This window comes from Erwinia magellanica, assembly GCF_039023495.1.
In the GTDB taxonomy this organism is placed as follows: domain Bacteria; phylum Pseudomonadota; class Gammaproteobacteria; order Enterobacterales; family Enterobacteriaceae; genus Erwinia.
The window spans coordinates 267,321-281,611 of the sequence record NZ_JBCHVC010000005.1 but is presented as its reverse complement, the minus strand read 5'-3'; the positions used below and the strand labels follow the sequence as shown (position 1 = coordinate 281,611).

General features: G+C 53.4%; 14 protein-coding genes. 4 read left to right on the top strand and 10 right to left on the bottom strand.

Annotated features, from left to right (window positions below; genetic code table 11):
• Positions 1-85 precede the first annotated feature (85 nt).
• From AAH450_RS18190 to AAH450_RS18170, 5 genes are all read right to left on the bottom strand, one after another.
• Positions 86-550, bottom strand: a complete 465-nt coding sequence (locus tag AAH450_RS18190; RefSeq protein ID WP_342911472.1) for a GNAT family N-acetyltransferase — start codon at positions 548-550, stop codon at positions 86-88.
• Positions 547-1,320, bottom strand: a complete 774-nt coding sequence (locus AAH450_RS18185; RefSeq protein ID WP_306210821.1) for an FCD domain-containing protein — start codon at positions 1,318-1,320, stop codon at positions 547-549. Before AAH450_RS18185 ends, AAH450_RS18190 begins: the two co-directional genes overlap by 4 nt.
• A 97-nt stretch (positions 1,321-1,417) precedes the next feature.
• Complete coding sequence (locus AAH450_RS18180; protein ID WP_318789650.1) at positions 1,418-1,735, bottom strand: PTS sugar transporter subunit IIB; 318 nt, start codon at positions 1,733-1,735, stop codon at positions 1,418-1,420.
• A gap of 9 nt (positions 1,736-1,744) precedes the next feature.
• Positions 1,745-3,172 (bottom strand): glycoside hydrolase family 1 protein, encoded by a 1,428-nt coding sequence (locus AAH450_RS18175; RefSeq protein ID WP_342911471.1) that lies wholly within the window; start codon positions 3,170-3,172, stop codon positions 1,745-1,747.
• A 9-nt stretch (positions 3,173-3,181) separates the two neighbouring features.
• Positions 3,182-4,516, bottom strand: a complete 1,335-nt coding sequence (locus AAH450_RS18170) for a PTS sugar transporter subunit IIC (RefSeq protein WP_342911470.1) — start codon at positions 4,514-4,516, stop codon at positions 3,182-3,184.
• 189 nt (positions 4,517-4,705) lie between these two features.
• Here AAH450_RS18170 and AAH450_RS18165 point away from each other — a divergent pair, with 189 nt between their 5' ends.
• Entirely contained in the window at positions 4,706-5,014 is a 309-nt protein-coding gene (locus AAH450_RS18165) for a PTS lactose/cellobiose transporter subunit IIA (protein WP_342911469.1), read from the top strand.
• Between the two features lie 75 nt (positions 5,015-5,089).
• Here the strand turns inward: AAH450_RS18165 and lysA are convergent, their stop codons facing one another.
• Positions 5,090-6,343: a diaminopimelate decarboxylase gene (lysA, locus tag AAH450_RS18160; protein WP_342911468.1), complete on the bottom strand. Its 1,254-nt coding sequence runs from the start codon at positions 6,341-6,343 to the stop codon at positions 5,090-5,092.
• Positions 6,344-6,463: 120 nt separating this feature from the next.
• On the opposite strand from lysA, the gene AAH450_RS18155 reads away from it, so the two are divergent.
• Positions 6,464-7,384: a LysR family transcriptional regulator gene (locus AAH450_RS18155; RefSeq protein WP_342911467.1), complete on the top strand. Its 921-nt coding sequence runs from the start codon at positions 6,464-6,466 to the stop codon at positions 7,382-7,384.
• Here AAH450_RS18155 and AAH450_RS18150 read toward each other — a convergent pair.
• Positions 7,381-8,544: an MFS transporter gene (locus AAH450_RS18150; RefSeq protein WP_342911466.1), complete on the bottom strand. Its 1,164-nt coding sequence runs from the start codon at positions 8,542-8,544 to the stop codon at positions 7,381-7,383. The genes AAH450_RS18155 and AAH450_RS18150 overlap by 4 nt on opposite strands.
• A 474-nt stretch (positions 8,545-9,018) precedes the next feature.
• Here AAH450_RS18150 and AAH450_RS18145 point away from each other — a divergent pair, with 474 nt between their 5' ends.
• Positions 9,019-9,642: a serine protease gene (locus AAH450_RS18145; protein WP_342911465.1), complete on the top strand. Its 624-nt coding sequence runs from the start codon at positions 9,019-9,021 to the stop codon at positions 9,640-9,642.
• A 34-nt stretch (positions 9,643-9,676) separates the two neighbouring features.
• Here AAH450_RS18145 and AAH450_RS18140 read toward each other — a convergent pair whose 3' ends face one another.
• Positions 9,677-10,189, bottom strand: coding sequence for a cupin domain-containing protein (locus AAH450_RS18140; RefSeq protein WP_342911464.1), 513 nt, complete (start codon positions 10,187-10,189; stop codon positions 9,677-9,679).
• 298 nt (positions 10,190-10,487) lie between these two features.
• Between AAH450_RS18140 and AAH450_RS18135 the strand changes: the two genes are divergently transcribed.
• Positions 10,488-11,192 carry a LuxR family transcriptional regulator gene (locus tag AAH450_RS18135; protein ID WP_342911463.1) on the top strand — a complete coding sequence of 235 codons (705 nt, stop codon included), beginning with the start codon at positions 10,488-10,490 and terminating at the stop codon, positions 11,190-11,192.
• Positions 11,193-11,638: 446 nt separating this feature from the next.
• Here AAH450_RS18135 and lysS read toward each other — a convergent pair whose 3' ends face one another.
• Positions 11,639-13,159, bottom strand: a complete 1,521-nt coding sequence (gene lysS, locus AAH450_RS18130; protein ID WP_342911462.1) for a lysine--tRNA ligase — start codon at positions 13,157-13,159, stop codon at positions 11,639-11,641.
• Between the two features lie 9 nt (positions 13,160-13,168).
• Positions 13,169-14,267 (bottom strand): peptide chain release factor 2 gene (prfB, locus tag AAH450_RS18125; protein WP_342911461.1). Its coding sequence is split into 2 segments (ribosomal slippage): positions 13,169-14,191 and positions 14,193-14,267, totalling 1,098 coding nucleotides; the frame shifts between segments, so codons are not numbered across the junction.
• Positions 14,268-14,291: the final 24 nt, after the last annotated feature.

Genomic DNA, 14,291 nt, shown 5'->3' with positions numbered 1-14,291 from the left:
TATTTTTTCGGGAAATCGCCATGCGGTCAGGCGTTCTCTCCCGGAACGGGTGGGCAGTCGCTCGTTCAAGGAGAGGGTCGGGCAGTCAGGCACACAGATGCCGGTGATAGAGCCGCACTGATTTATCCGGGTAATCCAGCGCATCGCCGATATAGCGCCAGCCAAAGCGCTCGTAATACTCCGCACATTCTGAATAGAGATAGAGATCGGGATAGCCGCGCCGTTGGCATTCGGCTATCACTGTTTGTTGCAGCTTCCCGCTCAGGCCGCGCCCCCGATAGCTTTCATCCACATATAGTGCAGCCAGCCAGGGAAACAAATCCTGACGGCTGATCAAATCGCAGCGCCAGAGTCCCACCGTCCCCGCCACCCGGTCGCCCTCAAGCGCAACCCAGGTAAGAGGAAACTCAGCTTCACTCAGACTGGCGCGCAGTATGGTGGCAAAAAAAGGTCGGCTGTTATCTGCGCCAAAGGCGTTGGTCAGCCAGTCCGTCACCGTCTCAAGGTGGTGAAGGGCCATGTTCAGCGGCACAATACGAAACGCACTCATACCAGCTTGCCCTGGAAAATCGGTACAGATTCAAACAGGTAACCGTCAAAGTCGGGCGCATCTGCATCGGAGAGTTCAAGCAAAGAGTTTTTGACGTTCTCAAGGTGCTGCCACATCGCCTGCCAGGAACCCATTACGTCGCGACGGCGCAGGGCCGCCAGAATGGTCTGATGATCGCCAAGCCATTTCAGCCGGTAGCTGCGGGTTTCAATATGGCTGCGCAACTGCTGCCACAGCGGGCTGGTTTCATGATGACGCCAGATGCTGGTCACAGTATCGAGCAGCATCTGATTTTGTGTGGCACCAGCCAGCAGCAGATGGAACATCTTGTCGTTGTCCTGACTTGCATCGTTGATCGCTATCGCTTTCTGCTCCTGCTCCAGGATGCGCTTCAGGTTTTCAATGTCAGCTTTCGTGGCCATTTTAGCCGCAAAGGCGGCGATGTTGCTCTCCAGCAGCTGGCGCGCCTGTAGCATTTCAAACGGGCCTACGTCGCTACGGAAAAAAGCTTCTTCCTCGTCGCTGCTCTCTGAAGGGATGCGCATAACGTAGACGCCGGAACTCTGCCGGATATCTACCGTTCCCTCCAGCTCCAGCATCAACAGCGCCTCACGCACGATAGTCCGGCTGACTCCCCAGGTTTCAGCGATATTTCGCTCCGGGGGCAGGCGCGATCCTACCGGGTAATTGCCGTCGATAATTTGTTGACGCAGATGCTGTCCGATTTCCTGATACTGCTTTTTCTCTTGACCAGCCGCGCCCTTTTCCACGTCTTCACCCTTAGCTCGTTAATGATAATCTCGCCGACCGTAATGCCGCCTTCCCGACCAGAGCCAGAAGCTGACCCCTGTCGGCGAGTTAATCAGCCTAGTTTAACAAAGCCAGCGCCTGATCGAGTACTTTTGCTCCATTCAACGTTCCGTAAGCCAGCGTATCGATCACCGCCAGCGGAATTTGATAGCTGTCGGTGAGTTTTCGGTTCTCTTCCAGCTTGAAGCGAACCTGTGGCCCCAGCAGAACCACCACCACCTCGTTACCGTAGTTTTGCAGCTCATCCCGCAGGTTTTGCTCAGGGATGGCGTAGATCTGATAGTCAAGACCGCGTGCTACCGCCTCTTTTTCCATCCGCGTAACGACCATCGACGTGGACATGCCTGCGGCGCAGGCCAGTACTATACGTTTCATGGGGTTTCCTTATTTGATTTCATCATCAAGAGTGAGGGTTAACTGTCGGCTGTCACGCCGTTCGCGGTACCAGTAGGCTGACTTTTTCATCCGCCGCTGACGCTGGTTATCCAGATCGATCTCAATCAATCCGTAGCGATTTTTAAAGGCGTTCATGGGCGAGACGTTGTCAGTAAAGGCCCAGAGCATATAGCCCTGACAATTAGCGCCAGCTTCACGCGCTTTCAACGTCTGGTAAAGGTGCTCGGCAATGAAAGCGATGCGGTAATCGTCCTGGATTTCGCCGCTGGCATCTTTAAATTGCGCTTCGTCTTCAATTCCCATCCCGTTCTCTGCGACAAACCAGGGAATGTTGCCGTACTCATTTTTGATGCGCATCGCCATGTCGTAAATGATGCCGGGCTGGATCTCCCATCCGCGCGATTTGTTCATTCGCCGCCCCGGCAGCTCGAAAGGCTCATAGTAATAAGCGGGGTGGAAAGGCGTGTCGGGGTGCCAGGCGCGGGACGGCGCCTTTACCCGATGTGGGTAGTAAAGATTAATGCCCACCTCATCCACCCGGTAGCGGGCAATGATTTGCAATTCTTCTTCACTGTATTCCCAGTGGACCTGGTGCTTCTCAAGCAGCGCCAGCAGCTCTGCGGGATATTCCCCTTTGATGGCGGGATCAAGAAACAGCCGGTTGTAGAAGAGATCGTACCGCTCTGCCGCCTGCACGTCGTGGGGTGCGCTGGAACGGGGATAAGTCACTTCAGGATTCAGAATGGTGCCTACCGTGCCGGAATAGCCTTGTTCACGAAACAGTTTCACGACTTTGGCAGTGGCAAGATTTTTATGGTGGCTCCACTGCATCCATGTTGCGGTGTTCTGTTCATAAGGCCAGCGCAGCGCATCCAGATAAACCCTTGTTTGCACCACCACAGGCTCGTTAAAGGTAAACCAGCGGGTAACTTTATCTGCATAGCGTGCAAACACTTTTTCCGCATAGCGCAGATAAAGCTCAACGACATACTTTGAACCCCACCCACCATAACGTTCCAGCAGCACGGCGGGGAGTTCGTAATGCTCCAGGCAGAGCATCAGCTCAATGCCCTGAGCATGCATTTCAGCGATCAGCGCGTCGTAATAGCTCGCGTACTCCTCATCCACCACCACGTTTTCATAATCAGTTAAAAACCGTGACCAGTTAATGGAGGTACGGTAGTGCGTCAGCCCGGCGGCCTTCATCAGCGCCACATCCTCCTGATAACGGTTAATAAAATCCGTTGCTACTGCTGGTCCGTAGCCGTTATGCCAGACGTGGCGATCGTTTTTGTACCAGGCGTCGGGCCATGAATCCTGCCCCTCCTTTTTTCCGCTCCAGCCTTCGGTTTGCCAGGCTGATGCGGCGGCACCGAGGATAAAATCCTGCGGGATAGCGATAGTCACCTTGCTCATTGTGGCTCCTTAATTTTGCACCAGCTCGGGCTGTAGCGCTTTGGCTTCTGCCGCCTCTGCCCGCCGTGCGGCGATTTTCACAAACGGCAGGTAAATCAGAATCGAAACCAGGATGCAGATAATCTGCGTCACCACCGCGCCCATCGAACCTGCGGTTGAAAGCCAGGCGTTGATAAGGGGCGGCGTAGTCCAGGGCACCATCACCACCGCCTTATCGGCAAAGCCCATTACCGTGGCAAAGTAGCCAATTGAACCAGTGATCAGCGGGGTGATGATAAAGGGGATCGCCAGAATCGGGTTGAGCATGATCGGCATGCCGAAAATCACCGGTTCGTTGATATTGAACAGGCCGGGGCCGAAGGAGAGTTTGGCGATCTCGCGCATCTCTTTGCGTTTTGTCGCCAGCATAACCGCGCTGAGCAGGCCGATAGTCAGGCCCGATCCCCCAATGCTCATATAGACATCCCAGAAAGGCATGGTGATGATATTAGGCGCCTCTTTGCCCTGCTCGAAAGCATTCATATTGACCAGAATGGCTCCCAGCAGCAGCGGCTCACGAATGGGCTTAACCATCTGATTACCGTGGATGCCAATCACCCAGAACAGCTGCGCGACAAACATCAGCAGCAGAATGCCCCACAGGCTTTGCACCACAGACTCCAGCGGCTCCTGCACCACTTTGTAGACCGCATCATAGAGGTACATGCCGGTAAAACGGTGGAAGACAAAGCCAAAGGTGGCGATAGCAGAGACGGTAATGATCGCCGGGATCAGTGCGGAGAAAGAAGCGGCAACGTTAGGCGGAACGGTATCGGGCATTTTAATTTTCAGCCGATCGACATTCTCCAGCCGGCAGTAGATCTCCACCGAAAGAATGGCGATAAACATGCCCAGGAACAGGCTTTTGGTATCGGAAAACTGCTTGGCCAGCACATCGGTTACCAGCTGCATCTGCCCGTCAACCAGCATGGTGAGCGTGGTTGGCGTAACGGCAATAAAACAGATAATGGCTAACAGGCCGGGAAACAGCGTTTTGATGCCGTTGATTTTGCCCAGCTCAATGCCGATCAGGAATACCGCGCCGATGTTAAGAAAGCTCAGCGTTGCATAGTTGATGCTGGTGGTGATCGGCTTCAGTTCGGCAAGGAAGGAGAGCGCCGCGAAGCCGGCAAGGCCATTTTTACTGTCCAGCACCATATTTGAAATCAGTACGGAGAAGGCGCCCACGATAATCACCGGCATCAGCGTGATAAAGGACGCTTTAATCGCCATGATGTAGCGGTAGCTGTTGAATTGGGTAGCAAAACTACCCAAAGAGTCAATAAGCCGATCCTGTAGAGACATGCGTAATACCCTCAGAGGTAAGTGATAAGGCATTCCAGTATTTTTGTGGCCTGATGAATATCCCTGCTCGTGGCATACCAAAAGTAGCGAAAATCACCTTATTTTCTGTGATAAGTCTCCCAGAAGTGGATATTGGTATTCCGATAGGATGAATACTTATTATTTGGCATACCAATAACGGAGGCTGTAATGGATTTTGAACAAACCATGATGACGCTGCTGATCAGCGCGGGGGAAGCCCGCTCTCATGCGATGGGCGCCATTCAGTTCGCCCGTAAACGAGAGTGGCTACAGGCGGAACAAGCGCTGGCAGCTTCGCTGGAAGCCTCTAAAGAGGCACATAAGATCCAGACTGAATTGATTGGGGCCGATGAAGGGTGTGGCAAAGTGCCGGTGACGCTGATCCTGGTGCATGCGCAGGATCACCTGATGACGGCGATGCTGTGCCGCGATCTGGCGGAAGAGATCGTGCTGCTGAGAAAAGAATTATTTGGGTAAAGATCGCCTTGTGATCAAGGGCTGGCTTAATGAGAGGGTAAAAAGCCAGCCCGGATCACAGAGTGATAAAGGCTCTTACTGCTCCAGCGCCAGCAGCTCCTGGATGGTCTGCGGACGGCGGATCTGGCGCGGCTTACCGTCTTCAAACAGCACTTCCGGCAGCAGCGGGCGGCTGTTGTAGTTCGATGACATCGAGGCACCGTAAGCGCCGGTATCATGGAATACCAGGTAATCACCCGGTTTTACCGCCGGCAGCGCACGGGTTTCCACTTTCCCCCCTTCCAGCTGGGTAAAGACATCGCCCGATTCACACAGCGGCCCGGCCACTACGCTCTCAAGGGTATGCTGCTCGTCCAGCTCGCGGCCATCGCCTGCCATTGCCGAAATATGGTGATAACTGCCGTACATTGCCGGACGCATCAGATCGTTAAAGCCTGCATCCACCAGCACGAAGTGACGGCTGCCCATCTGCTTCACCGCCCGCACTTTGGAGACCAGCACGCCAGACTCTGCCACCAGGAAACGCCCTGGCTCAATCTCTAACTTCACCGCATGGCCCAGGTGCTGCGCCACCCGCTCACGCGCGGCGTTCCACAAGCCGAAATAGTGCCCGGTATCGATCGCCTCTTCGCCAAAGCGATAGGGAACCGACAACCCGCCGCCCGCCGATATCGCTTCCAGATCCTGACCGAAGCTGATCACCTGACTGACCATCGCCTCACAGACCTGCTGCAAATGGCCATAATCCACGCCTGAACCAATATGCATATGAATGCCAACCAGCTTCAGCCCGTGGCGCTGGAGTGCCGCCAGCGCCAGCGGTAAATCGCTGTACCAGATGCCATGCTTGCTGTTTTCGCCACCGGTATTGGTTTTCTGGCTGTGTCCGTGCCCAAAGCCGGGGTTAACGCGCAGCCAGACCGGATGCCCGGCAGATACTTCCCCCAGCTGATTAAGCATGTCTACCGAACCGGCATTTACCGGGATCTTCAGCTCAACCAGACGCGCCAGCGTAGGCTCATCAATAACATCGGCCGTAAAGACAATTTCATCGCCGCCCGGCTGAAAACCGGCCACCAGCGCACGCTCAATTTCACCTAAAGAGACCGAGTCCACTTTGACGCCCGCAGCATGCATCAGGCGCAGAATATGAATATTCGAGCAGGCTTTCTGCGCAAAACGCACCACGTCAAACTGCTGGAGCTGTGCGATGCGCCCGGCGATGATGCTGGCATCGTAAGCCCAGACAGGCCCGCCATAGTGCTGAACCAGCGGCAGAAGATTATCACGGGTCAGCGCGGTGTCGGGATTGTTGAGTAAGCGTGGCATAAGGAGTCTCCTGAAGAATATCGGCTTATTACGCCACAAGCAGAGCAGCATGAAAAATATCTGTTTTAACAGAGTCTATTCATCCATGATATGGGTTTACCTGTTCTGCGGGAGCTGAATATGGCGGGCATTACGCTGCGACATATCGAAATTTTCCATGCTGTGGTTACTACCGGTAACCTCACAGAGGCCGCTGCGCTGTTACATACCTCACAACCTACGGTAAGCCGCGAGCTTGCCCGCTTTGAGAAGCTGGTGGGGCTGAAGTTGTTCGACCGGGTTCGCGGCCGCCTGCAACCTACCGTACAGGGGCTGCGTCTTTTCGAAGAGGTACAGCGTTCCTGGTATGGGCTGGACAGAATTATCAGCGCCGCAGAGGGGCTGCGGCAGTTTCGCCAGGGCGAACTCTCCGTGGCCTGCCTGCCGGTGTTCTCACAGTCGCTGCTGCCGCTTTTTTGCCAGCCGTTTTTGCAGCGTTATCCCGAGGTCAGCCTGAATATTATTTCGCAGGAATCCCCGCTGCTGGAAGAGTGGCTCTCTGCTCAGCGTTACGATCTGGGGCTGACGGAAACCAGCCAGACGCCTGCCGGCACCGGGCGCACTGAGCTGTTTACCGGCAATGAAGTCTGCGTTCTGCCTGAAGATCATCCGCTGGCGGCAAAAGCGTGCCTCAGCCCGGACGATTTCGCCGGACAGGACTACATTAGCCTGTCACGCAACGACAGCTATCGTCAGCTGCTGGATACGCTGTTTCAGGAGCAGGGAGTTCAGCGCAGAATGGTGCTGGAAACGCACAGCGCGGCATCGGTATGTTCAATGGTAAGGGCGGGAGTTGGGGTGTCGATAGTGAACCCGCTGACAGCCCTGGATTATGCTGGCAGCGGAGTCGCCATCAGGCGGTTCAGCATTGCGGTGCCTTTTACGGTCAGCCTTGTCCGGCCACGGCACCGCCCTTCTTCCGCGCTGGTTGAGGCTTTCTGCGCACATTTGCACGCCGATATCAGCCTGGTTAACCAGCGTCTTGATGCGCTGTTGCGTTAAGCGTTAGCGGGCTGCGCCTGACCACGGGAAGGCCGGAAGGTGATCAGACAGATTACCAACCCGCCCGCCGCCAGTAAGGCCGCGACTACCGGTACAGCAGTAAGGCCATAACCGCTGCCAATCACCGCGCCGCCAGCCCAGGCACCAAAGGCGTTGCCCACGTTAAACGCCGAGATATTCAGCGTAGAGACCAGATTCGGCGCCTCTTTGCCGTGGCGAACCACGTTAATCTGTAGGCCAGGCACGGTGGCAAAGGTCGCCATCGCCCACAGGAACAGCGTGAGTTCCGCCAGCCACAGCGCATGGCTGGTCCAGCTGAAGATCAGAGAGAAAACCGCAATAAGCGAAAAGCTGAGGATCAGGCTGAGCGACAATTTTCTGTCCGCCAGTTTGCCCCCCAGGATATTGCCTGCCGTCAGGCCGCCGCCAATCAGGAACAGCGTCCAGCTTACCCCTTTGTCGCTGATCCCCGTGACCTGCAACAGCAGTGGCGCAATGTAGCTGAACAGGGCAAACATCGCCGCAGCAAAGAAGACGGTCATCAGCAGCGACAGCCACAGCTTGCCGTTGGCCAGCGCGTTGATCTCACTGGCCAGATGAACCGGCTTCTCATCCCGATTGGTCGGCAGGCTGACAATCAGCGAGATAAACGCCAGGATGCCAATCACAGAGACGCCCCAGAAGGTGGCGCGCCAGCCAAACAGCTGACCAAACCAGGTGCCGAGCGGGACGCCCAGCACGTTAGCCAACGTCAGGCCGGTGAACATCAGCGCCACCGCTGAAGCCTGTTTGCCCGGTGCAACCAGGCTGGCTGCCACCACGGCACCGATGCCAAAGAAAGCGCCGTGACAAAGCGCCGTAATAACGCGGGCGGCCATCAGCAGGTTGTAGCTGTAAGCCAGCGCGCAGAGCACGTTGCCGATAATGAAAATCACCATCAGCAGCATCAGCGTGCGTTTACGCGGCAGTTTTGCCGTCAGCAGCGCCATGATTGGCGCACCAATCGCCACGCCCAGCGCATAACCGCTGATCAGCCAGCCCGCAGAGGGAATAGAGACCTGCAAATCCCCCGCGACCTCCGGCAGCAAACCCATAATAACAAATTCCGTGGTGCCGATAGCAAAAGCACTCAGCGCCAGCGCCAGTAAAGAGACAGGCATGTCAGACTCTCCAGACAGGTCGACAAAATAGAAAGACAGCGCAACAGGCGTTCTGCGGTGCTGAAGGGAAATTAAAATTTGATCCAGATCACATCAGCAATTAAAGCACAGCTCTCCTCAGGCGGAAACAGCCTGAGCATCAAAGGACTATTGCCTGGCAGGCAATAGTCAGAGAAAGGGGAAATTCTGCGAATAAAATCCCGTCAATTCGCTCAGGAAAAGAGCACGCTGCCTTTTTTACGCAATCTTTCGCCACTAAAATTTGCTTCAGAAGCCCATAACATCATACTTTCTCAAGGCTCGCCCTTAACAGGGAGCGGCATTGCTCAGCGCTAAAAGGGATGCCTGAGAATCTCCGGGCCGTGGGTTTATGCAAAAGCATTAAAGATTTGCCTTAAGGTGCCGATAAGATACAAGAGATTAAGAGGCGTTTTCTGGTGCTGTACTTAAGCAATTCATTACCGAGGAGTAGCGATGCGACGTGCTATCTGCCTGCTTGCCCTGTTTGTGGGCGGCTGTTCAGTGGGAAAATATGAGTACAGCAAAGAAGCGGAAAAGCGCGTAGATATGACGGTCACGGGTATTCCTACCGTGCTTGGCGTGGGCACGCTCGGCACCACTATTCCGCTCACGCCTGACTACAGCCTGACCGCCGCACACGTAGCAAAGTTTTCTCTCTATCGCGTTAAATCTTACCATCCTGAATGTGACCTGGCCGTGGTTTACCACAAGAACGGCAACGTCGCGCCGCCCCATTTCCGCAACGGCCTTATCGGCGATAAGATCAACCTTTATGGCTACAGTTTTATCTCCGCGATGCCAGTGGCATCCAGCGGTACCAATCTGGTGAACACCGGGTTGAAGAACGACTGGAATAAGGTGAGCTGCGTAGTGGTGGCATCTGATGCGGGCGTGGTAAAAGGCATGTCCGGCGGCGCGGTCTATAACGCTTCCGATGATTCAATTGGCGGCGTTATAGTGGGTTACTCAAACCGCATCAACGATCTGAAATCGGGCAAATTGCTCTATAAAGATGTCTCTTTGTACGTGCCCTATGCCCGATTCAAAGCCTGGCTGGATGAGGCTGTCAAATCCTGATTGTGCACTTCTTTCCCCGCACCTTTACTCTCTGCTAGCCCGCATTTTTATTCAGTTTATCCGGCAGGCCGTTATGGTCACCAAACTGCTGCTCAGGGGGATTTTCCCAGCGGTCTTCCCTGGTGGCTTCATAAACAGGATTAAGGGGATAATGAATCTGGTTTTCCGCTTTATTGGCTTCCCCTACCACTATTAATCGAGCTTCTTCACTGCTGTTATTGATAAACGTATGGCAGAGGCCGGTTCCTGCGGGAAAGCCCACCGAGTCACCTGCTTTAAGGGGGTAAAGCTCACCGTTAATCCATGCATCCGGCGTCCCTTCCACTACAAATACAAACTCTTCTTCAGCACTTTCAGCATGCGGGTAGGAGGTCCGACGGCCGGGCAACAGCCGGATATGATGAATGCCAAGCCGGGTCAGACCCAGCGTTCTGGCCAGCGGCGCACCTATCGCCATCAGCTCATCGCTACCGGTGTAATGCTCGTTATCAGGCTGTTCCAGCTCCTGCCAGTGACGTATACAGTCCGGACGTGGTGTTGATTTCATGGCAATCCTTAATGCTTGAAGCTGCGGTTTGCAGCACTCACCACCTTAACGGAGGTGCTCATCCGCTGTCATGGAAAAATAAGGTATTCTGAGCGTAATTGCGCGGCGTAGCACAGCCTGAGATGTTACCCGGAGAGCAATGGATTGCATCGTTAGGCTTAAAGCAGTATTTTTTACCTTTGAAAAGAGATACCGGTTATTCGTTTGTTGCTGGCTGGCTTCGGGGGTTTAGAATAATTCCCGTTACTGATTGTCGCCGCGCCGAAAAATACGCTGACTCACTGGGAAACTAGCCGTTATGGAAAACGAAAGTTATGTTAATAGCGTTATTAAAAAACATCTTGAAACTAAGTTAAATGAGTTAGGTGATTTTACCTGGGCCTATGTTGTGCTTTCAAAAAACAATATGTCAATTTCTTCACATGCAACAAATTATCCGGCTAAATGGGTTGAGCATTACCAGGAGAATAACCTGCACTTTACCGACCCGGTTGTTATTACCGCATTGAATCGTCTGACCCCCTTTTCATGGAATGAAAAAATAGCCCTCGCTGACCAATCGTTATTCTTGAGTATTTTTGAAAAGACGAAAATTTACGGCTACACTTTTGTTTTACATGATTATAAAAAGAACCTGGTCACCCTGAGTTTTATTATTAACCCTGATAAAAGAGAAGAAACAGAGCGCTCTATTAACCTGCATAAAGGCACTTTAGACCTGTTACTCGCGTCAGTCCATGAAGAGTATCTGGCACTTATTTCTCTTGCCCAAAAGAATGCATCACACATCGTTAATGAAAACATATTTACCACGCGTGAAAACGAAATCCTTTACTGGGCCAGCGTTGGGAAAACCTACTCCGAAACCGGAACTATTTTGGGAATTAAAACCACTACCGTTAAATTTCATATGTCCAATATTGTCAAAAAACTGGGGGTAACAAATGCAAGGCATGCTGTGCGCCTCGGCATTGAACTCCACCTGGTGCGACCCGTTAGTTAATCTCTAAAGATTTAAGACAGACAGGGGCCGCTGATTTAATTCCAGTCAGAACAGTAAGCTTTAAGCATAATGATACCTGTAAAAAAATTCAGACATAGCCTGATAAAACAGGTGGATGCTCTTAACTCATTATGCCGGGACTGGAGGATGATATTACCTTTTCCTGCTGAACGGTAGCACTCAGGCAATAATATAAAAAATACATTGCATATACTATAAACCTGCATGACTTTTATATTACCGGATGGGGACGCCGGGCAGAAAAATAATTTAAGGCTGCTTTAAAATATTGATATCAATAAACGGATATAACGTTCTGACCAGAGAGGGCCAGGCAGAATTTACACAATTTTTTAATCAGTAGCCTTAGGGGTGTTTTTTATGTGGGGCATGATGTAGAAAAGGGGCGAATCGCTTCGCCCCTTACAACGCTTATTGCAGCAAACTTACTTACCGGTCGGACGCAATGCCGGGAAGAGGATCACATCACGAATGGTGTGGCTGTTAGTAAACAGCATCACCATACGGTCAATCCCGATACCCAGACCCGCCGTTGGCGGCAGGCCATGCTCCAGCGCGGTCACGTAGTCTTCGTCGTAGAACATCGCTTCGTCGTCCCCGGCATCCTTCGCATTCACCTGTTGCAGGAAACGCTCAGCCTGATCCTGCGCATCGTTCAGCTCGGAGAAGCCGTTACCGATTTCGCGGCCGCCGATAAAGAATTCGAAGCGGTCGGTGATTTCCGGATTATCGTCGTTACGACGCGCCAACGGAGAAACTTCCGCCGGGTATTCGGTAATAAAGGTCGGCTGGATCAGATGGCTTTCAGCGGTCTCTTCGAAGATTTCCGTCACGATACGGCCCAGACCCCAGCTCTTCTCAATTTTAATGCCCAGCGACTGCGCAATGGCGGCGGCTTTGTCAAAATCGTCGAGATCGGCCAGATTGGTTTCCGGACGGTATTTCAGAATCGCTTCTTTCATCGTCAGCTTTTCAAACGGCTTGCCGAAATCAAACTCCTGTTCGCCGTAAGGGACTACGGTGGTGCCCAGCACATCCTGCGCCAACGTGCGGAACAGGCTTTCAGTGAGTTCAATCAGATCGCGGTAGTCCGCATACGCCATATAGAGTTCCATCATGGTGAACTCTGGGTTATGACGTGGCGAGATACCTTCGTTACGGAAGTTACGGTTGATTTCGAAGACGCGATCGAAACCGCCCACTACCAGACGCTTCAGATAGAGTTCCGGCGCAATACGCAGGTACATATCAATATCGAGCGCATTGTGGTGAGTGATAAACGGACGAGCAGACGCACCGCCAGGGATCACCTGCATCATCGGCGTTTCCACTTCCATAAACTCGCGACCCACCATAAAGCTGCGGATACCTGCCATGATTTGTGAGCGAATTCTGAAGGTTTTACGCGACTCTTCGTTAGCGATCAGGTCCAGATAACGCTGACGGTAACGCGTCTCCTGGTCTGCAAGACCGTGGAACTTGTCCGGCAACGGGCGCAGGGCTTTGGTCAGCAGACGCAGCTCGTTACAGTGGACAGAAAGCTCACCGGTTTTGGTTTTGAACAGTTTGCCGCGAGCGCCGACGATATCGCCAAGGTCCCACTTTTTGAACTGCTCGTTGTAGATCCCTTCCGCCAGATCGTCGCGGGAAACGTAGAGCTGGATGCGGCCACCGACGTCCTGCAAGGTCACGAATGAGGCTTTACCCATGATGCGGCGGGTCATCATACGACCGGCTACGCTTACTTCCACGCCCAGAGATTCAAGCTCTTCGTTCTCTTTTGCATCAAACTCAGCATGCAGCTGCTCTGAAATACTGTCACGACGGAAATCGTTAGGGAACGCCACGCCATTTTCGCGCAGCGCGCTGAGCTTCTCGCGACGTGCTTTCAGTTCATTGTTAAGCTCAAGTGCGACATCAGCGCTCTGCGGTTGTTGTTCAGACATGTCAGTTCCTTATAGACCGGCTTTCAAGCTGGCTTCAATAAAACGGTCCAGATCGCCATCCAGCACCGCCTGGGTGTTACGGGTCTCTACACCGGTACGCAAATCTTTGATACGGGAGTCATCCAGCACATAGGAGCGGATCTGGCTTCCCCAGCCGATATCGGATTTGTTATCTTCCAGCGACTGTTTCTCAGCATTTTTCTTCTGCATTTCCAGCTCGTACAGCTTCGCCTTCATCTGCTTCATCGCCTGGTCTTTGTTTTTATGCTGAGAGCGATCGTTCTGGCACTGAGTCACGGTATTGGTGGGAATGTGGGTAATACGCACCGCCGACTCGGTCCGGTTAACGTGCTGACCACCCGCGCCCGAAGCACGGTAAACGTCAATACGCAGATCCGCCGGATTGATTTCGATATCAATATCGTCGTCCACTTCCGGGTAAACAAACGCGGAACTGAAGGAAGTATGACGGCGGCCACCGGAGTCAAACGGACTTTTACGTACCAGGCGGTGAACGCCGGTTTCGGTGCGCAGCCAGCCAAACGCATAATCGCCCATGATGCGCAGCGTGGCGGATTTGGTGCCAGCCACTTCGCCTTCGGACTCTTCAATGATTTCCGTTTTAAAGCCTTTCGCTTCTGCCCAGCGCAGGTACATGCGTACCAGCATGCCCGCCCAGTCCTGGGCTTCGGTGCCGCCGGAACCGGCCTGAATGTCGATATAGCAGTCGGCGCTGTCATACTCCCCGGAGAACATGCGGCGGAACTCCAGCTCACCCAGCTTTTTGTCCAGCAGGTCGAGTTCGGCGATCGCTTCGTTGAAGGTCTCTTCATCGTCAGCTTCAACGGCCAGCTCAAGCAGGCCAGAGACATCTTCCAGCCCCTGCTCCATCTGATCCAGCGTTTCGACGATCGCTTCCAGCGAGGAGCGCTCTTTGCCCAGCGCCTGGGCGCGTTCAGGCTCGTTCCATACGTCCGGCTGTTCCAGCTCGGCGTTAACTTCTTCTAAGCGTTCTTTCTTGGCATCGTAGTCAAAGATACCCCCTGAGAACGCTACTGCGCTCAGAGAGATCCTGAATTCGGTTCTTTACCGGATTAATTTCAAACATGATAAGAATCTTTTAGGACATGAA

Excerpts from the sequence above, each read along its gene's own strand:
- AAH450_RS18190 (WP_342911472.1), bottom strand. The coding sequence starts at position 550 with ATGAGTGCGTTTCGTATTGTGCCGCTGAACATGGCCCTTCACCACCTT.
- AAH450_RS18180 (WP_318789650.1), bottom strand. The coding sequence starts at position 1,735 with ATGAAACGTATAGTACTGGCCTGCGCCGCAGGCATGTCCACGTCGATG.
- AAH450_RS18175 (WP_342911471.1), bottom strand. The coding sequence starts at position 3,172 with ATGAGCAAGGTGACTATCGCTATCCCGCAGGATTTTATCCTCGGTGCC.
- AAH450_RS18170 (WP_342911470.1), bottom strand. The coding sequence starts at position 4,516 with ATGTCTCTACAGGATCGGCTTATTGACTCTTTGGGTAGTTTTGCTACC.
- AAH450_RS18165 (WP_342911469.1), top strand. The coding sequence starts at position 4,706 with ATGGATTTTGAACAAACCATGATGACGCTGCTGATCAGCGCGGGGGAA.
- lysA (WP_342911468.1), bottom strand. The coding sequence starts at position 6,343 with ATGCCACGCTTACTCAACAATCCCGACACCGCGCTGACCCGTGATAAT.
- AAH450_RS18155 (WP_342911467.1), top strand. The coding sequence starts at position 6,464 with ATGGCGGGCATTACGCTGCGACATATCGAAATTTTCCATGCTGTGGTT.
- AAH450_RS18150 (WP_342911466.1), bottom strand. The coding sequence starts at position 8,544 with ATGCCTGTCTCTTTACTGGCGCTGGCGCTGAGTGCTTTTGCTATCGGC.
- AAH450_RS18145 (WP_342911465.1), top strand. The coding sequence starts at position 9,019 with ATGCGACGTGCTATCTGCCTGCTTGCCCTGTTTGTGGGCGGCTGTTCA.
- AAH450_RS18140 (WP_342911464.1), bottom strand. The coding sequence starts at position 10,189 with ATGAAATCAACACCACGTCCGGACTGTATACGTCACTGGCAGGAGCTG.
- AAH450_RS18135 (WP_342911463.1), top strand. The coding sequence starts at position 10,488 with ATGGAAAACGAAAGTTATGTTAATAGCGTTATTAAAAAACATCTTGAA.
- lysS (WP_342911462.1), bottom strand. The coding sequence starts at position 13,159 with ATGTCTGAACAACAACCGCAGAGCGCTGATGTCGCACTTGAGCTTAAC.